Source organism: Galbibacter mesophilus (genome assembly GCF_023721415.1).
GTDB classification, from domain to species: Bacteria; Bacteroidota; Bacteroidia; order Flavobacteriales; family Flavobacteriaceae; genus Galbibacter; species Galbibacter mesophilus.
Genome location: NZ_JAMQVC010000002.1, coordinates 918,995 through 936,887 on the forward strand (window position 1 = coordinate 918,995; position 17,893 = coordinate 936,887).

At 36.9% G+C, this 17,893-nt stretch carries 16 protein-coding genes; 2 read left to right on the top strand and 14 right to left on the bottom strand.

The features are described from left to right. Window positions 1–9 precede the first annotated feature (9 nt). From NDQ75_RS10760 to NDQ75_RS10770, 3 genes are all read right to left on the bottom strand, one after another. Window positions 10–600, bottom strand: coding sequence for a TetR/AcrR family transcriptional regulator (locus tag NDQ75_RS10760; protein WP_202027479.1), 591 nt, complete (start codon window positions 598–600; stop codon window positions 10–12). A gap of 90 nt (window positions 601–690) precedes the next feature. Then, entirely contained in the window at window positions 691–1,440 is a 750-nt protein-coding gene (locus NDQ75_RS10765; protein ID WP_202027480.1) for an SDR family oxidoreductase, read from the bottom strand. A gap of 220 nt (window positions 1,441–1,660) precedes the next feature. Further along, window positions 1,661–2,677, bottom strand: coding sequence for a bestrophin family protein (locus tag NDQ75_RS10770; RefSeq protein WP_202027481.1), 1,017 nt, complete (start codon window positions 2,675–2,677; stop codon window positions 1,661–1,663). A gap of 89 nt (window positions 2,678–2,766) precedes the next feature. Here NDQ75_RS10770 and NDQ75_RS10775 point away from each other — a divergent pair, with 89 nt between their 5' ends. Beyond that, window positions 2,767–3,042, top strand: a complete 276-nt coding sequence (locus tag NDQ75_RS10775; protein ID WP_202027482.1) for a UBP-type zinc finger domain-containing protein — start codon at window positions 2,767–2,769, stop codon at window positions 3,040–3,042. A gap of 14 nt (window positions 3,043–3,056) precedes the next feature. Here NDQ75_RS10775 and NDQ75_RS10780 read toward each other — a convergent pair whose 3' ends face one another. The 7 genes from NDQ75_RS10780 to rpsF all read right to left on the bottom strand — a co-directional run bounded on the left by NDQ75_RS10780 (window position 3,057) and on the right by rpsF (window position 11,354). After that, window positions 3,057–4,706 carry an FAD-dependent oxidoreductase gene (locus NDQ75_RS10780; protein WP_202027483.1) on the bottom strand — a complete coding sequence of 550 codons (1,650 nt, stop codon included), beginning with the start codon at window positions 4,704–4,706 and terminating at the stop codon, window positions 3,057–3,059. A gap of 66 nt (window positions 4,707–4,772) precedes the next feature. Continuing rightward, window positions 4,773–6,152, bottom strand: a complete 1,380-nt coding sequence (gene hisS, locus NDQ75_RS10785; RefSeq protein WP_202027484.1) for a histidine--tRNA ligase — start codon at window positions 6,150–6,152, stop codon at window positions 4,773–4,775. Between the two features lie 183 nt (window positions 6,153–6,335). Then, on the bottom strand, window positions 6,336–6,812 hold the full coding sequence (locus tag NDQ75_RS10790) for a DUF6495 family protein (protein WP_202027485.1): 477 nt from the start codon (window positions 6,810–6,812) through the stop codon (window positions 6,336–6,338). A gap of 118 nt (window positions 6,813–6,930) precedes the next feature. Further along, window positions 6,931–10,131, bottom strand: a complete 3,201-nt coding sequence (locus NDQ75_RS10795; RefSeq protein WP_202027486.1) for a TonB-dependent receptor — start codon at window positions 10,129–10,131, stop codon at window positions 6,931–6,933. A 112-nt stretch (window positions 10,132–10,243) separates the two neighbouring features. Next, on the bottom strand, window positions 10,244–10,699 hold the full coding sequence (rplI, locus tag NDQ75_RS10800) for a 50S ribosomal protein L9 (RefSeq protein WP_202027487.1): 456 nt from the start codon (window positions 10,697–10,699) through the stop codon (window positions 10,244–10,246). 13 nt (window positions 10,700–10,712) lie between these two features. Continuing rightward, the gene (gene rpsR, locus NDQ75_RS10805; RefSeq protein WP_202027488.1) at window positions 10,713–11,009 is read right to left on the bottom strand and encodes a 30S ribosomal protein S18; all 297 of its coding nucleotides are present in this window, start codon (window positions 11,007–11,009) and stop codon (window positions 10,713–10,715) included. A gap of 6 nt (window positions 11,010–11,015) precedes the next feature. Then, the gene (gene rpsF, locus NDQ75_RS10810) at window positions 11,016–11,354 is read right to left on the bottom strand and encodes a 30S ribosomal protein S6 (RefSeq protein WP_202027489.1); all 339 of its coding nucleotides are present in this window, start codon (window positions 11,352–11,354) and stop codon (window positions 11,016–11,018) included. A 210-nt stretch (window positions 11,355–11,564) separates the two neighbouring features. Here rpsF and NDQ75_RS10815 point away from each other — a divergent pair, with 210 nt between their 5' ends. Further along, the gene (locus NDQ75_RS10815) at window positions 11,565–12,263 is read left to right on the top strand and encodes a LytR/AlgR family response regulator transcription factor (protein ID WP_202027490.1); all 699 of its coding nucleotides are present in this window, start codon (window positions 11,565–11,567) and stop codon (window positions 12,261–12,263) included. A 209-nt stretch (window positions 12,264–12,472) separates the two neighbouring features. On the opposite strand, the gene priA is transcribed toward NDQ75_RS10815, so the two are convergent. The 4 genes from priA to nadC form a co-directional block, all read right to left on the bottom strand. Continuing rightward, window positions 12,473–14,938 carry a replication restart helicase PriA gene (priA, locus tag NDQ75_RS10820; protein WP_202027491.1) on the bottom strand — a complete coding sequence of 822 codons (2,466 nt, stop codon included), beginning with the start codon at window positions 14,936–14,938 and terminating at the stop codon, window positions 12,473–12,475. Window positions 14,939–15,180: 242 nt separating this feature from the next. Then, window positions 15,181–15,612 carry a DUF2147 domain-containing protein gene (locus NDQ75_RS10825; protein ID WP_202027492.1) on the bottom strand — a complete coding sequence of 144 codons (432 nt, stop codon included), beginning with the start codon at window positions 15,610–15,612 and terminating at the stop codon, window positions 15,181–15,183. A gap of 15 nt (window positions 15,613–15,627) precedes the next feature. Then, a complete protein-coding gene (locus tag NDQ75_RS10830) occupies window positions 15,628–16,569 on the bottom strand; it encodes a YihY/virulence factor BrkB family protein (RefSeq protein WP_202027493.1) in 942 nt (313 codons plus the stop codon). Window positions 16,570–16,572: 3 nt separating this feature from the next. After that, window positions 16,573–17,430 (bottom strand): carboxylating nicotinate-nucleotide diphosphorylase, encoded by an 858-nt coding sequence (nadC, locus tag NDQ75_RS10835; protein ID WP_202027494.1) that lies wholly within the window; start codon window positions 17,428–17,430, stop codon window positions 16,573–16,575. Between the last annotated feature and the right edge of the window lie 463 nt (window positions 17,431–17,893).

Consider the following 17,893-nt stretch of genomic DNA (forward strand, 5'->3'; position numbering starts at 1 on the left):
TACATATTTTCAGGAAGAAACCGCAATAGCAGACAACGCAATTTGCAAGGTATCCTGATAGCTTGCAGCGTCCTTTGTAACTTTCCCCTCTACTCTTAAACCGCTAATTAGCGTATAAAAATAATGCGCTAAGGCTTCTGGATTGTTACTGGCCGAGAGTTCACCGGTATCCATACCTTTTTGAATGGCTTTGGTAATGGCTGAAATGATATTCGTTCTATTTTGCTGAACAAGTTTTAAAATCTCGGTGTCATGTGGCGCTAATTCAATAGCCGTATTCACAATAAAACAACCTTTACTATCGGCATCACCAAGGTTTTCTTGGATAAGCTGGTTTAAAATATTCTCCATGGTAGGAAAAAAACAAGTACTCTGCTCTAATATGGCAATCATCTTGGCAGAAGTATTTTCAATATAATGCCTAAGTGTTAGGATAAATAGGCTTTTTTTATCCTTAAAAGCCCCATACATGCTCGATTTACTAATTCCAAAGGCACTAATCAAATCTTGGGTGGAAACCGCATTATATCCTTTCTTCCAGAATAAATCTTTCGCAATTTCCAAAACCTCCGTTTCATTAAATTCTCTTTTCCGTGCCATTGTAAATTAATTTATATGCAAAAATAGTGAGGGGGAAACAAATTCCCGCCCCACTTATCTATAATTTATCTCGTTATGTATATTCAATTATTAAAACTGAACCATACCACCATCTATATAAATTTCTGTACCATGAATATAAGATGCATTTTCTGAAGCTAGAAACAATACGGCATCCGCTATTTCCTTGGACTTACCGAATCTTTTCATAGGCACTTTATCCAATACCGTTTCTGCAAAACCTTCTTGTTCTTCATCGTTCATTCCGGTTTTATTAAAGAAATCGGTTTCTATCGGTCCAGGACTAACCGCATTCACGCGGATTTTCTGTTCAGATAATTCCGCAGCAAATGTTTTCAGCAACGATTGCACTGCCGATTTGGCCGCAGAATAAACCGATGCTCCTGGCATTCCTTGTTCTGTTACTACGGAAGTATTCAAGATTATGTTACTTCCTTCGCCCATAAGTGGTAAAATAGATTGAACTGTAAAGATGGAACCCTTCACCAATACATCAAACTGTTGGCTATAGTGCTCTTCGTCTATTTCAGGAATAGGAGCAAATTTACCGTAACCTGCGTTTACGAAAAGAACATCTACTTTTCCAGTTTTGGATTTTACCGTTTCAGCTAGCTTTTTTAGATCGGAAATCGAACTAGAATCGGCTACAACACCGTGTCCGCGTTCTCCTAATTCTCTTGCCGTTTGATCCACCGTATCTTGATGCCTACCCGTAATAATAACGGTTGCGCCTTGTTCTATAAATTGCTGTGCGGTGGCTTTACCTATTCCGCTTGTTCCTCCAGTAATTAAAACTACCTTGTCATTAAATTTTTCCATTTTCTTTTGATTTTTTTTGATTAAATGTCCTCTCACTGAATGAGATTTACATCGTTATTTTTTGATTAGGAAAGCGACTGCGACACACTGTAATGAGCATAACTTTCAACGCAGTATCAACTCTCCCACTGTAAAGGTATTTAATTATGGACTGATTAGTTCAAATAAAATCATAAAGTTTTCTAACGGAAATATTAAAGCCTAAAAACCTAAATTTTAATTAATAAAGAATATTATCTTTTGGAAGCACAGGATCGGGAAGGTCGCTCTCATCGAGCATATCCCGTAGATCAATCTCAATGGTTCGACAAAGCGCGGTCATCGGGACATCATTTATACGTCCTTCAAAAGGATCTTCGCTATTGTCGCCAATCATTTCCATGGTAAGAAAAATCCAAGCAATCAACACCGTAAACGGAATCATCAGAAAAATATACCAATCACTAATGGCTCCGGAAACGGTAGAAGCGTCATCTTCAAAAACATCTAAAAGACCAAATGGCAAAAGCAATACGAAAATCCAAGTAAAAACCTTAGAAAAATACCCATACTGCCTAGGGAAAGGCGTGTTCTTAATTCGTTCACACATCCCCTGAAGATTGTAGAATTCTTCTAAAACAGACTGCATTTGATCTTCCTGAAAACCATCCAAAACTCCTTTTTTTCTCAATGTAGAAACATCAATTGCTTGGTTTTTCACTAAATGTGTAGCTGGGTTTACTCGCTTTTTCAGGTCGCTAAATTCCCTCATACTAACATAGTTATAGGCTTCATTACAGGAAATATTACGCTCTTGATGTTTGTCAAAAACCTTTTCTACCATCGGGTTTTCTTTAATTGCCCAAGATTTTGGTTGCCTTAATTGAACACGCAGGGCATTGAGCCAGCCTATATGTCTATGAATCATTTGTGTGTGCATTTTCTTGTCATATTCAGCATCATCAGTTTTTACAAAAGTCAGCACTTGAATGGCCCAAGTACGGCTATAATTTACAATACCGCCCCATATTTTCCTTCCTTCCCAAAAACGATCGTAACTCTGACTGTTTTTAAAGCCTATATAAAAGGCTACCGCAATCCCTATAACACTTAAAGGCTGAAATGGAATATCTATAAATTTAAACTGAAGAAAATAATAAACTGCAAAAATAGCGGTGGCATAAAGCGAAAAGAAAATTAAATTCTTCCAGCTGTACCGTAAAATCATACCCCAGCCAATGTTTCTTTTAATGTACATAGCAAATCTTTTTTTGGTTGTTTTAAAAATAATTAATTCTAAATAGATTTCGCCACACACAAAACGATAAACTTTAACTATCTTTAAACATGGCTTTTAAAGTAAAAAAATGTAATCACCTAAAAGTAATTAACGAGGTAAAGAAATCTACCTCCTACCAATGCGAAGAATGTATTAAAACAGGTGACGATTGGGTTCATTTAAGAACCTGTCAAACCTGTGGTGTCACCCTTTGCTGTGATAGTTCGCCCAATAAACATGCTAGACAACACGCTATTGCAGAAAATCATCCTGTAATTGGTTCTGCAGAACCAAATGAACGTTGGTTATGGTGCTACATAGACGAACTGATTAGCAAATACTAAATCTCGCTTTTTAGCTATTTTACAGCCGTTTTACTGAGGTATTTGTGAACTGAAGAAATCACTACTGAGCCTTCCCCTACCGCTGAAGCTACGCGTTTTACAGAGCCACTTCTAATATCACCAACGGCATACACCCCGGGTAAGGAAGTTTCAAAAGCTAATGCCTCGTTATCAGCATCTTTATCAGTACAAACAAAACCTTTGTCATCCAAACAAATTTCACCGTTCAACCAATTGGTATTAGGTACAGCGCCTATCATGATAAACAAAGCTTTTGATTCAATTTCTATAGTTTCTCCGTTAGAATTGTTTTTTATTTTCACACGCTCAAGATTCTCACTCCCTTCAATCTCACAAATTTCGGCATGAGTAATTAAATCAATACGGTTATCTTGTTCAATTCTATTGGTGAGGTAAGAAGACATGGTAGCACTCAATCCTTCTCCCCTTACAACAACATACACATGTTTGGCAAAACCGCACAAATACATAGCTGCTTGTCCTGCAGAATTACCTCCACCCACAACTACCACATTGCTATCTGTGCAATATTTCGCCTCTAGATCGGTGGCGGCGTAGTAAATGCCTCTATTTTCAAAATATTCCAATCTATCCAGAGGTAAGCGGCGATATTGCACCCCGTTAGCAAGTATAACGGACTTTCCACGAACGCAGCGCTCGTCATTTAATCCTAAATGAAATATTTCATCTTTCTTCTCTAAACTGGTTGCTCGTCTCGGTGTAGTAATCCTTGCTCCAAATTTTATTGCCTGAATTTCTCCTTTATATGCCAGGTCTCCTCCTGAAATACCCGTTGGAAACCCAAAATAATTTTCAATTTTTGAAGAAGTACCGGCTTGACCGCCAATAGCTGTGTCTTCTACAACCAATACTTTTAAACCTTCACTTGCTCCATAAATGGAAGCTGCAAGTCCGGCGGGACCTGCCCCTACAATTAAAACATCAAAAAGAGTATCGGTATCTGAAACTAAATCCAAGCCTAGTGCATTGGCCAATTCAAGCGGACTTGGATCACATATTACCGTAGTATGCCCAATTACCACGACCGTTTCTGCCCTTGGAACATGATGACATTTCTGTTTCAATTCATTTAAACGTTCAGAATCCTGCTCGTCTATAAAGCGAAAGGGAATTTTACCACGGCTAAGAAATTCAATAAGTTGAGATGTTTTTTTTCTTATCTCCTTTCCAATTACCACGACACCACCTTCACCCCATTTCATGAGCAGGCGTCTTCTAGCGGCAAAGGCATTAACAATTACGTCCCCAATTTCTGGATTAACTCTTACAAGGTTTATTATTTTTTCTTGAGGAATTTTTAAAAGCACCGAAGACTTATCTGCAATTGCGGCGAGAAAAGTTTTTTGTCCCATTAACATACCTATCTCACCAAGAAAATGTCCTTCTTTAATCTGAACTACGGTTTTATCGTTCGAGCGATCAACGATATTGATTGCACCCTTCTTAACATAGGCGAAATCGTAGCAATCCTGTCCGACATCAAAAAAAATGCTTCCTTTATCAATTTGTACTTCTTCACCATATTTTTCAATTAGTTGAAGAAACGAATCAGACAATTTTGGATAGGCTTCCCTGCTAAGTTCATCTTGGTCTTGGGAGGTACGGGAATGAGAATTTTTCACTAGATCTTTAGTTTAAGGGCAAATTTTAGGGTTGCCTTGAATACTTACTAAAGATACTTAATTTTCTTATATGTATTTCGTGAGTTTCTCGGTCATTGCATTAGCATCCACCTCTTCCTGATCACCGGTTTGCATATTTTTTAGGGTATAAATGCCTTCTTCCATTTCTTTGGTACCGGCCAGAACTACAAAGGGAATTTCGCGCTTGTTGGCGTAATTCATTTGCTTTTTCATTTTAGCGCTATCTGGATAAAGTTCGGCTTTTATTCCATTCTCACGAAGTTTCTTAACTGCTTGCATGCAGTACATGGCTTCCTTATCGCCAAAGTTCAAAAATAGAATTTTGGTAGTTTCAGAAACCGTCTTTGGAAATAGATCCAAATCTTCCAGCACCAAATAGATACGATCCAGACCGAAAGATATTCCAACACCACTCACGTTTTTTAGTCCGAATATGCCGGTGAGATCATCATAACGACCACCACCACCGATAGAACCCATGGGCACTTCTGCAGGCGCCGCTACTTCAAAAATGGCTCCGGTGTAGTAATTTAGTCCGCGAGCTAAAGTAACATCTATTTCTAAAGCCGCTTGCTGTAAACCAAGTGTATGGATTGCATCAATTATAAAACGAAGTTCCTCCACTCCTTTTTTTCCTTCTTCCGAAGTGCTTAAAAGTTCATCTAAGCTATTTAGTTTTTCAACATTTGTTCCTTCAAAAGAGAAAAGTGGTTGAACTTTTTCAATAGCCACTTCACTGATGCCTTTTTCAAGCATTTCTTTTTTCACACCATCTTCACCGATTTTATCCAACTTATCCAAAGCTACGGTAAAATCTATGAGTTTATCTTTTGCTCCAATAACTTCCGCTATTCCAGAAAGGATTTTTCGGTTATTCATTTTAATGGTTACGCCGTTTAGTCCTAAATCGTTGAAAACGGCATCGTACAATTGTACAAATTCCACCTCTTGCCACAGTGAATTGGAGCCAACCACATCGGCATCGCACTGAAAGAATTCACGAAACCTTCCTTTTTGAGGCCTATCGGCACGCCATACAGGCTGAATTTGATAGCGCTTAAATGGCAATTCAATTTCATTTTGGTGCATCACCACATAACGTGCGAAAGGAACGGTAAGATCGTACCGCAATGCTTTTTCTGAAATTTTAGGTGTTAATGATGTTGCTTCCTTTTTAGCATATAATTCATCGTTGACTTTAGACAGGAAATCTCCAGAATTCAAAATCTTAAAAATTAACCGATCCCCTTCTTCACCATATTTTCCCATCAAGGTGTCATAATTCTCAAAACTAGGCGTTTCAATAGGCATAAAACCAAAAGAAGCAAAATGTTTCTTTACCGTTTCTATGATATAATTACGTTTTGCTACTTCCTGTGGGGTAAAATCTCTCGTTCCTTTTGGTATGCCTGGTTTTTGTGCCATTTTTATTTTTTGGGTTTTGGGTTTTGGTTTATTATTTAGAACAAAATAAGGTTCCGTTACGGACTTCGACTCCCGAAGCTTCGGGACAGCCTGACAGCAAGGTTAAAAACAATAAGAGCTAATTAAATGAATTTTTAATAACACCTAACTCTTAACTTTGCACTTTTAACTTTAGACTTAATACTATTCTATCTCAATAATATCATCAAAGTAGCGGAATAATTCACCTTTGGTAATAACTGCTCCTTTTTCAATCAACTCAAATTTATCTTTATTAGGGTCTTCGGAATAGGCCTTCTTGGCGGTCATCATTTCCACTGCATCGGTTAGGAAATTCTTTTTAAACCAATCGAATCCAGCTTCCGTAGTTAAATTAACACCTGGCTGATGTACTCTAACAGCAATAAGTCCCATTTCTTTATTTCCAAGATGAAACAAATGCATTTCTGCATCAGAGATATTTTCCAAATACTCCACCTTGCCTAAAACTCCTTCCCAAACCAAATCGCTAAAAACATCAATTTCTTCTTCGGCGACTTCGGGTTTGTTGGTTTTTATATCCTTCCATTCATCTGCAGTTATAGATTGTGTTGCCAAGAAATTAATAAATTCCGGGTGCATTTCTTCTAACTGCTCTTTTGTAAGTCTTCTATATTTCACCTAACTAATTTTTCCTATTGAAATAATAATTTTGCAAAAATAACAAAGGCTATGCGGAGTGCATAGCCTTTTTATAATAAAATTTATGAATTCTCCTTTTTAAAGAGAAACCTTCTAATTAGTTAAAGATATAACGCAAACCAACTTGTGCTTGCCATCTTGAAGTAATATTGGAAGAAGGAATGAATGTTTCTGTTAAACTCGGGTCGAAACTATATGTAGGCACATTGTTTGCATCTACAGAAGCTACAGAAATAGGGAACTGATTTCTAGGCACTTCTATAACTCCCCAGTTGGAATTCAACAGGTTTCCAAAGTTTAAAATATCGATGCTAAACTGAATAGTATTAGTTTTATCTCCAGCCACTTTGAAGTTAAAATCTTGAAGCAACTTCAAATCTATACGGCTTCTCCAAGGAGATAAAGCTCCATAACGCTCCATATAATCCCCTCTGTTGTCATTTAGGTAATCATCCTGCTGAATAAATGCTTCCAAAGCTGCCGCTTGCGTTGTTTGCTCCGTAGCACTTCCCGTAAATTGCATTTGTTGAACTTCTTCAGAAGTAGGGATGTAGATAAGATCATTGTTTTGTCCTACACCATCGTTGTTAACATTCCCGTTAGGAAAACCGTTTGCGTAGGTGTAACTAAATCTTCCTCCTTGAGCAAATTCACCAAAGGCCGAAATGGTTGTTGCCCACTTATCTTTTCCATATTTAAACTGTTTTGAAAGAATCCCAACAAAACGGTGAGTGTCTCCGTATTTAGACGGGGAAAGCACCGCACGGTTCGCATTTCCTACTACCGGATTAAAATCAAAAGCGTCTCCGGTAATTTCTGCCTCAATTGAGTTCACATCTTTTGCATCTAGGTAGTTATATGCCAAACTCGCATACAAACCATTTTCAAACATTTTTTGCGCTTTAAACGTAGCATTAATAACCCTGCCTTGATCATCATTTGTAAATACATATGCATTATTACCTCTATCGCTGTCGGCATAACGCTCACGGTTGTCGCCTGGTGCATTTAAATTTTGGCTAGGATCTCTAAGTCCCCAATTTTGTACATGCATACCATTTACATCTTTGGTATAGGACAAATCGGTTGTCAATACCAAACCATTTTCAAACCTATAATCCGCTCCTAAGCTGGATCTCCATACTTGTGGCCATTTAAAATCTGGATCTACAATCTGGAAATAGCCATCATCAGCACCACTTACTTGGTTTCCTAACCATACAAAAGGGAATCTTCCTGTGAAAATTCCAGTTCCTCCTCTAAGCTTGAAGGTGTTGTCTCCTTTAACATCCCAATTAAACCCTAAACGTGGAGAAATTAAGAAATCGTTATTAGGCAAAGTAGTAGACTCCAAAAATACTTCTTCTCCTGTTTCAGGGTCATAATATGGAATAGATGTATCCCTGTTTGCTCCATTATCAGTATCAATATATTTCTGAATTAAATCGCTTGTATTGTAATATAGAGGCTTGTCAAAACGAACACCATAAGTAACCTTAAAATCGTCTACAATATTCCATTCATCTTGAGCATAAAAAGATAACTGACCTACATTTAACTCTGCCAACTTCCAACCACCATCGTTACCATCTCCTGCAGCATTACTTTGTTCAAAAACGCTTTGGGCGTATGCTAAGTTTTGAGCTAAACCTCCATTTGGGTCACCTGCATCAGCCAAGAATGCTCCAACACTAGGATAAGGCCTAAAATTACCATAATAGTTTCCCCCAGCTCCAAAATTATCGTAAGCTGTTAAGTTAAAGGAATTTTTAAATTCAAATTTCTCTAAAGCAAAACCAATGGTTAAGTTATGATCACCTAGAAAAATATTGGTATTGTTGGTAATTTGATATACTTTCTGGTCTAATTTGTTATTTACTGAAAAAGGTTCGTGACCTGCAATAATATAATTAGAACCACTTCCGTCTTGAATAGTAATAACAGGTGCAGGTGTAGATAATGGATTTCTGAAATCATCAAAATGTGTATAACCCGACTGTAATTTATTCACAATCTTATCGGAGATTGTAGAGTTTAATTCTATTTGAAAAGAATTGATTTTATTGTTAATTCTATATCCAGAATTTTCAAATTGAAGGGTAGTAAAATTAGGGCCCCTTGAAGTAATTGCTGTTGGGTGTGCTGGTTTTTCCTTGTAAGCGTCTAGAAAGTTGTAGATAAACGCTAAACGGTGGTCATCAGTAATATTCCAGTCAAGCTTAAAAATCCCCTTTGTAGATTCTGCTCCATAAGTAAATCCTTCATACCTTCCCGTGTCATAGCCATAAAGGGCTAAAGCATCTCGAACATCCATTAAATCATCTTCAAGAACTCTTGACTCATTTACAGCGCCCGATCCGGTATTTGGAATCCAACCTTGTGAACCTAAATCCGTTCTTTCATCCTTTTCAAAATTAGTAAAGAAGAAAAGTTTGTTTTTAACAATTGGACCACCGATACTAATACCGTACTGATTCTGCTCTAATTTAGGCTTAATTACATCTTCGCCATTAATTTTACCGCCGGTCATGTCTTCATTTCTGAAGAAACCATACACTGTACCGTAAAATTCGTTAGTTCCACTTTTAGTTACCGCATTTACAGAAGCACCTGTAAATCCAGATTGTGTAACATCGTAAGGCGCTACGGATACTTGAATTTGCTCAATAGCGTCTAAGGAAATAGGTTGGGAATCTGTTTGTCCACCAGGAGTAGCTGCATCCAGACCAAATGGATTGTTGAAGATAGCCCCATCCAAAGAGAAATTGTTAAACTGATCGTTTCTACCTCCAAAAGAACCATCGCTTGCAGCAGAAGGCTCTAATCTAGTAAAATCCTGCGCAGACCTAGAAATGGTTGGTAAGCGGGTAAGCTCTCTTCTTCCCACGTTCGTTTCAGCTCCAGTGCGATCACCATCAAAAGTACCGCTGCTGTCGCCAGTAACAATTACTTCATCCAGTTGTTGGCTATCATCGGCCATTACAACGTCTAGTTCTGTAGTTTCACCAAGATCTAAATAAACATCAGATATTTCTTGAGATTGAAAACCAATGTAAGAAACGGTGATGGTGTAAGGGCCTCCAATTCTAAGGTTTAAAAGATTAAACCTTCCATCGAAATTTGTAGCACCACCATACTTGGTCCCAGTCGGGGTATGAATGGCCACTACGCTGGCTCCAGGAAGTGGTTCGTTTTGGGTATCGGTAACCATACCCTTCATGTTTGCCGTTGTTACTTGCGCAAAGCCAGTGCTTGCAGCAAATAAAACCAACAATGCTAGTAGAAGTAATTTCTTCATTGTTAATAAGTTGAAAAATTGTAAGATTAATTTTGCGTTCGCGCCAAAAATACAAACAAAAAGGTCGCTTTTGCAAGCGACCCTTAACATTTTATTAACGAAGAATTGTTAATTACTTAGCTTCCGCTACAACCTCAAAAGGAAAATCAACAATAACTTCTCTGTGCAATCTTATTGTAGCCTCGTAAGGACCTGCAACTTTTACATTTCCTCCAAGGATACTAATGAATTTCTTCTCGATTGAAATATTTGCTTCTTTCTGGATAGCTTCAGAAAGATCTGCGTTACTTACAGAACCAAACAATTTGTTACCTGCTCCTGCTTTAGCGCTTATCTTAACTTCTACATCCTTCAACTGATCTGCAATTTTTTGTGCATCCTCGATAATTTTCTTCTCTTTGAATGCTCTTTGCTTTAAGTTTTCTGCCAATACTTTTTTAGCAGAAGCAGTAGCCATAATTGCAAAACCTTGTGGTATAAGATAGTTACGTCCGTAACCATTCTTTACAGTTACCACATCATCTTTAAAACCTAAGTTTTCTACGTCGTTCTTTAATATTACTTCCATGGTTACCTGCTTTTTATTTTAATAAATCTGCTACGTACGGCATTAAAGCTAAGTGACGTGCTCTTTTAATAGCTACAGACACTTTTCTTTGGTACTTTAATGAAGTTCCAGTTAACCTTCTAGGTAAAATCTTTCCTTGTTCGTTTACCAATTTCAATAAGAAGTCTGGATCTTTATAATCGATATACTTGATACCAGATTTCTTGAAACGACAATATTTCTTTGTCTTGTTGGTCTCTATGTTAAGTGGTGTAAGATATCTAATCTCACCATCCTTTTTTCCTTTTGCTTGTTGCTCTATAGATGACATAATAAATTAAGCTTTTTCGTTAAGTTTTTTTCTTCTTTTCTCCGCCCAAGCGATAGCGTGCTTATCCAACTTAACAGTTAAATAGCGCATAATTCGCTCGTCACGTCTAAATTCCAATTCGAATGGCTCAATCGCTTCTCCAGCAACTTTGAATTCAAAAAGGTGGTAAAAACCACTTTTCTTGTTTTGGATTGGGTAAGCCAATTTTTTAAGGCCCCAATCTTCTTTTGATACAAACTCCGCCCCTTTAGAGGTTAAGAAATCTTCAAACTTCTTAACTGTTTCCTTTATCTGAGTGTCAGATAAAACGGGATTAAGAATGAAAACAGTTTCGTAATGATTCATAATCTGAATATTAATATTTATTTTTAAGGCTGCAAAATTAGAATTATTTTTTGTAATTACAAAACGGGATTATAAAATTTCGATGAGTGCAGGTGAAAAACACCCTTTATTCAACATATTTTCCCTATTTCACAACATTTTCTTTGCTTCACCTTAGTTTTTTCCTTAAAATTGTACCACACAAATTTCCAACCAGTTAGCTTTTACAAGATGAAGATGAATTGTATTATTGTAGACGACTCCAGCATACAGCGCATGTCTGTTGCACGATTGATTAAAAATCACCCAATGTTGAATTTGGTTGCAGAATACAGTAATGCAATTGAAGCCCGTAACGGACTTAAAAAACAGAAGATAGATCTTATCTTTTTGGATATTGAGATGCCTGTTGTTAATGGGTTCGATTTATTGGAAGCACTGGAAGAACCACCACAGGTAATCCTAATTACCGGTAGTGCCCAGTATGCACTTAAAGCTTTTGACTACGACGTAACAGACTACTTACACAAACCTATCACTCAAGAACGTTTTGAAGCTTCTGTTAAAAGAGCTCAAGAAACTTTTAAACTTAAAGTGGCTTCAAAAGAAGATGATGAGCATATTTTCGTAAAAAGCAATTTGAAAAAGCGCAAAGTTTTTCTAAATGAAATTAATTGGGTTGAGGCTTTAGGGGATTATATAAAATTGGTAACGGAAGAGGCAAACATCGTTATTCTTTCTACTATGAAGTCTTTCGAAAAGGAATTGCCTGCAGATCGTTTTCTTCGCATCCATAAATCTTACATCGTGAATTTGGATAAGGTTGAAAAGTTCAACAGTAAAAATGTAGAAGTTAACGGAAAACCTATTCCACTTAGTAGAAATAAAAAACAGGAATTATCCGAAGCTTTGAGCAGCAGTAATTCCTAAATTCATACTTATTAATCTTTTTCTTTCCATTCTTGAAAAGTAGGGCTGTCTAATTTTTTAGGTTTAGCCAACAAACTCCAACGCGCTTACAGCTTTTGGAATTTGGGCTTGAAAATCCGTGTTACCTCAGAAGATCCTGACGCTGACGGTCAGGATTAGTTCAGCCAACAAATCCCAATGCGCTTACAGCTTTTGGAATTTGGGCTTCACTAATATACATCCACATTATAAATTATTCGTACGCTTCGGTAATTGGAAATAGCGTTAAAACTTTTATCTATTTTTTTGATGGAGAGCTTTGTTTGTTTAACTGATTGCTGATTGGGTATCTTAACTACTATATTTTTTAAATATTCGTTTCTAATTCGTGCTACCGGCGGAAATTCCGGGCCCAATATTTCTGTTTTGGTATGTTTGCCAAAAACAGTCTGTAACGCCTGGGCGTACCAAGTACTGGCTTCATTCACTTTATTATAATCCCTATGCTTAAATGTAATTTTAATCATTCGGATAAAGGGTGGATATCGAAATTGCTTTCGCTCGTTTATCTGGTCTACAAACATTTCTTCATATCTATTCAACGAAGCTTGCTGTAAAATTTGATGGTAAGGATTATATGTTTGCACAATCACTTTACCTCGTTTCTTGGTGCGTCCTGCCCTGCCCGCAACTTGTTGAATAAGTTGAAAACTACGCTCATGGGCTCTAAAATCAGGGAAATTCAGCAAAGAATCGGCATTCATGATTCCAACCAGGCTTACATTTCTAAAATCCAATCCTTTGGTCAGCATTTGAGTCCCCACTAAAATATCAATTTCCTGCTGCTCAAATGCCGTTATAATTTTTTCATAGCCATATTTCCCTCGAGTCGTGTCCGAGTCCATTCTTCCCAATTTTGCATTGGGAAATATTTCTTTTAGTTCTGCTTCCACTTGTTCGGTACCAAAGCCTTTGGTATCCAGTTCACTACTTCCACAAGCCAAACAAGCTTCTTGCAGTGCCATGGCATACCCACAATAATGACACCGAAGCTGATTTCTATATTGGTGATAAGTTAAACTTACATCGCAATTAGGGCAATGCGGTGAATGGCCACATACATTACATTCCAAAATTGGCGCAAAACCACGTCTATTCTGAAAAAGAATAATCTGCTCCCCTACTTCCAAAGCTTCCTGCATAGCTTCTATCAATCTATCGGAAAAATGGCCAGTCATTCTTTTTTTTCGGTGTTTCTCCTTGATATCCGTCAATTCAATGTCTGGCATCAATACATTTCCGTAACGCCTATCGATGGTAGCCAATTTATACTTGCCTATTTTTACATTATAAAAACTTTCTATACTGGGCGTAGCAGTTCCCAACAAGGTTTTGGCTTCATGTAGTTTTGACAATACAATAGCCGCATCACGAGCATGGTATCTTGGAGCAGGATCAAACTGCTTAAAAGAAGTTTCATGCTCTTCATCCACAATTATTAAACCTAAATTTCTAAACGGCAGGAGAACTGCAGATCTTGCACCAATAACAATTTGCGCTTTAGAATTTTCCTGTAAAATATTGTTCCAAACCTCTACCCTTTCATTTACAGAATATTTTGAATGGTATACACTTACTTTATTTCCGAAATAATCTTGCAAGCGTTTAATCAATTGTGTGGTCAACGCAATTTCGGGTAACAAATACAGTACTTGTTTTCCTTCAGCAATGACTTTTTCAATAAGTTTTACATACACTTCGGTTTTTCCAGACGAAGTGACCCCATGCAACAACACTACATCATTCGTTGCGAAATGAGTGTCAATTTCACCTAACGCCTGCTGCTGAAACTCGTTGAGTCCCTTGCTGGGTGAAACTCCCTCTCCTTCAAACTGAACCCTATCCTGCTGAAGGTGATATTCTTCTAAAATCCCTTTATCTATTAAAGCTTTTACTACGGAAGATGAAGCTTTACTTTTCTCTTCCAGTTCTTTAACTTTTATCGGCTTTTTGGTCGCTGCTTCCATTGAAAAAAGCGTTAAAACCACTTCACGTTGCTTATGGGCGCGGCTTAATTCTTCTATAAGACTGTTCAATTTTTCGTCAGAAATATATCGCTCACCAAGTTTTACATAGCGAACCAATTTTGGCTTGTACTGCTCGTAAACTTCTTCTTTAAGCTGAATAACATTTTTTTCCAGCAAACGCTTTAAAACTGGAAGAATATTCTTTCTATCTATAATACTACTGACTTCTTGCACTTTTAACATCGACTGATGCTGAAGTGCTTCAAAAACCAACCATTCATCGTCTTTCAACGATGTTTCATCGGTAGCTTCAAAAGCTTCATTTCTCAAGATTAGGGTTTCACTTTCCAATAAAAATGCCGATGGAACAGCTGCTTTAAAGACCTCACCTAAACTGCACATATAGTAGGATGCAATCCACTCCCAATGTTTCAGTTGCTTTTCAGAAACAATAGGATACTCGTCCAAAATCTGGTCGATTTCTTTGGCGTCATACGTTTGAGGCGCCTCATTATGAACCCTATAAACCAATGCAGTATAAATTTTTGATTTCCCAAAGGGTACCGCTACACGCATTCCCGTTTGCAAAAAAGACGCTTCTTTAGCCGAAACTTCATAAGTAAAGGCTTTTTCCAGTGGTATGGGCAAAATAACGTCTATAAAATGCATTCGTTTTTTTGGTTTAAGGTTTTCAGGTTTTATCCAACTCAATCGAGGATTTCCTTATTCTTGGCCCTCTTTTGATTTTACTGAATTACAATTGTATTGTCTCTTTTTTCTTGGTTCTTTTTTCAATCAATTCACAAATCGTGCTTTCCTTGAAACGTAAAATTAGAAAAGAGAGCAAAATGTCGCAACATCTTACTCTCTTTTCAAAATTAAATTTTCCGATTAGGAAATAAAAATCTGCATTATTTTACACGATGCCATTCTTGGGTTCTAAACAAAAAGGCAATATATCCTCTAACGTTAAGAATGTCAGAATTATCTTCATCTACCCAAATTTTACATTTGTACTCTTTTCCTTTTTCAGGGTCTAAAATAGTACCATCTTCATATTCATCACCATCCTTTTCCAATCCTTCAATAATTACCATTCCTAAGACTTTCTTGTTCTTTTTATCGCCTTCGCATTTATCACAAACAACATCTACCCTATCTGGATTTAAAATCTCGACAACTTTTCCATAGACTTTTCCGTCTTTCTCGTAAATATCTACGATAGACTTCTCTTTGCCGGTCTCATCATCAATAGTTTTCCACTTTCCAAAAACAGATTGTGCCTGTGCTGAAATTCCCATCAGCAACGCTGTAAAAGCAATAATTAAATTTTTCTTGTTCATACTCGTAATTTGATTTTAAAAGTTTCTTCGTAAGCTTCTCAAAGAAGCATTCAATTCAAACCCCAATAAAAGGATGTTTGAGTTAATCCAAATATATAGCATTAAAATTAGTAATGCTCCAATGGATCCGTAAATTTCATTGTACTGAGAAAAATTCTCAATATAAATACCAAACAAGTAGGTAGTTATAATAATCAAAATCGTGGTTAACAAAGCGCCAGGTGAAAAGAAACGCGTTTCCTTCCCTTCTGTGGTTCCAAAATAATATAATATAGCCGTTGTAACGAACGAAATGATTACAAAAAATAAAAATCTACCAATTTGTACTCCTATAATATCTCCTCTTTCAATATCCATGCCATTTGTCTTTGCAGCCCATTCACTTAAGTACTGAACAATGTATATTTCATAAAAAATAAACCCTACAACGCTCAGCAGAAATAAAGATGCCATCATAAGAGCCACGGCAACCGCTACAAAATACTGTTTTACGATATTCCTAGTAATTTCTACATGGTAAGACGTTTCAAAACCGCCAAATATTGCGTTAATACCATTCGCCATTAGGAAAATAGACAAGAAAAAAACGGAAGATAAAAGTCCGCCCCTTTGTTTGCTTACAATATCTTCAATAATCGAATCAAAGAAATTGGCAGTTTGCGGCGGTAATAGACTTTCAATAAAATGAATAAAGTCTTGCTGAAACCCTTCTAAAGGTATATACGGAATTAAATTTAGCACAAATAGTAGAAAAGGAAACAGCGCCATAAAAAAACTGAAGGAAATAGCACTTGCCCTGTATGTAAGCGCTCCTTTAACAATGCCAACAAAGTACATTTCTGCTAAATCATAGGCAGACAAACCTTCGAAACCAGGAAGCTTAATATTTTTTAATAGCTTAACAAGGTAATTGATAACAGGAATTTTGGCAAGTTTTTCCTCAATCTCTACAGACATCTTTTAAACTGCTTTTAAACTAAGGTCCATATTGTAGATCGAGTGGGTAAGTGCCCCTGACGAAATATAATCAACGTCACATTCGGCATAGGCACGTATGGTTTGTTCATTAATTCCTCCGGAAGATTCGGTTAAACATTTATCACCAATTAATTTTACGGCCTTTCGGGTATCTTCATAAGAGAAATTATCCAAAAGAATTCGGTAAATTCCGCCCGCTTCCAAAATTTTGGTTACTTCCTCAAGGTTTCTTGCTTCAACAATTATTTTGAGATCTAAACTGTTCTCTTTTAAGTAATACTTTGTTTTTTCAATTGCTTGCGGTATCCCACCAGCAAAATCAATATGATTATCTTTTAGCATAATCATATCGTAAAGAGCAAACCGATGGTTTTCACCGCCACCAATCTTTACGGCCCATTTTTCCAGTGCACGAATACCTGGCGTAGTTTTTCTGGTATCGAGGATTTTTGTACTGGTTCCTTCCAATAGTTTCACAAAGCTTTTAGTTTTTGTAGCAATCGCACTCATCCGCTGCATGGCGTTAAGCACCAATCGTTCAGCCTTTAAAATGGACTGTGAATAGCCTTCTACATAAAAAACTATATCCCCGGACTTCACTTGTTGTCCGTCGTTAATTAGTGTTTCTATTTTTAGATCGCTATCTACGTAATTGAAAACCATTTTAGCAAACTCCACTCCTGCTATTACACCTTTATCTTTCACCAACAACTTAGCTTTTCCCTCCGTGTTTAAAGGTATACACGCCAAAGAACTGTGGTCACCGTCGCCTACATCTTCTCGAATAGCATTCTCTATAATTAATTCCAGTTCTTTTTGAAATTGCTCTTTTGAAATCATTCCACCGTGTTTTATGCTAATTTATTAAAATCCTTTTGTAGGTACGAATTTAATCTTTCTATTTTTATTTATTGAATTGCAAAAAGAGAATAAGTGAATCAGGAAAGGAGTAAATGGATTAATAAGTTAAAGCGTTAAAAATAGCTTCTTTTAATAAACAGTGCTATATGGGAGTTATTTGTTGAATTGTTAAGTCGCAAAGGGGCTAAGATGCAAAGTTGTTCGTTGTTCGATGAAAAAGCAGCAATAAGCCATATGCGTTAAGTGGGTTCGGAAAATTTCCAAGCGCAGAGCTTAAAGCTTAGGGCAATTTTCGTAAATCGTTGCTAGTTGTTCGGCTAGAACTAGAAACTTTTCAAACTACTAGAGTCATATCGACCATCAGGAGATATCGCATCCAGTTATTCAAAAGTATAATATAATTTCTCTGTCTTCCGACCACCATCTATTTGAGTTATTTAAT

Excerpts from the sequence above, each read along its gene's own strand:
- NDQ75_RS10760 (WP_202027479.1), bottom strand. The coding sequence starts at position 600 with ATGGCACGGAAAAGAGAATTTAATGAAACGGAGGTTTTGGAAATTGCG.
- NDQ75_RS10795 (WP_202027486.1), bottom strand. The coding sequence starts at position 10,131 with ATGAAGAAATTACTTCTACTAGCATTGTTGGTTTTATTTGCTGCAAGC.
- NDQ75_RS10765 (WP_202027480.1), bottom strand. The coding sequence starts at position 1,440 with ATGGAAAAATTTAATGACAAGGTAGTTTTAATTACTGGAGGAACAAGC.
- hisS (WP_202027484.1), bottom strand. The coding sequence starts at position 6,152 with ATGGCACAAAAACCAGGCATACCAAAAGGAACGAGAGATTTTACCCCA.
- rpsR (WP_202027488.1), bottom strand. The coding sequence starts at position 11,009 with ATGTCATCTATAGAGCAACAAGCAAAAGGAAAAAAGGATGGTGAGATT.
- nadC (WP_202027494.1), bottom strand. The coding sequence starts at position 17,430 with ATGATTTCAAAAGAGCAATTTCAAAAAGAACTGGAATTAATTATAGAG.
- rpsF (WP_202027489.1), bottom strand. The coding sequence starts at position 11,354 with ATGAATCATTACGAAACTGTTTTCATTCTTAATCCCGTTTTATCTGAC.
- NDQ75_RS10815 (WP_202027490.1), top strand. The coding sequence starts at position 11,565 with ATGAAGATGAATTGTATTATTGTAGACGACTCCAGCATACAGCGCATG.
- rplI (WP_202027487.1), bottom strand. The coding sequence starts at position 10,699 with ATGGAAGTAATATTAAAGAACGACGTAGAAAACTTAGGTTTTAAAGAT.
- NDQ75_RS10825 (WP_202027492.1), bottom strand. The coding sequence starts at position 15,612 with ATGAACAAGAAAAATTTAATTATTGCTTTTACAGCGTTGCTGATGGGA.
- priA (WP_202027491.1), bottom strand. The coding sequence starts at position 14,938 with ATGCATTTTATAGACGTTATTTTGCCCATACCACTGGAAAAAGCCTTT.
- NDQ75_RS10775 (WP_202027482.1), top strand. The coding sequence starts at position 2,767 with ATGGCTTTTAAAGTAAAAAAATGTAATCACCTAAAAGTAATTAACGAG.
- NDQ75_RS10770 (WP_202027481.1), bottom strand. The coding sequence starts at position 2,677 with ATGTACATTAAAAGAAACATTGGCTGGGGTATGATTTTACGGTACAGC.
- NDQ75_RS10830 (WP_202027493.1), bottom strand. The coding sequence starts at position 16,569 with ATGTCTGTAGAGATTGAGGAAAAACTTGCCAAAATTCCTGTTATCAAT.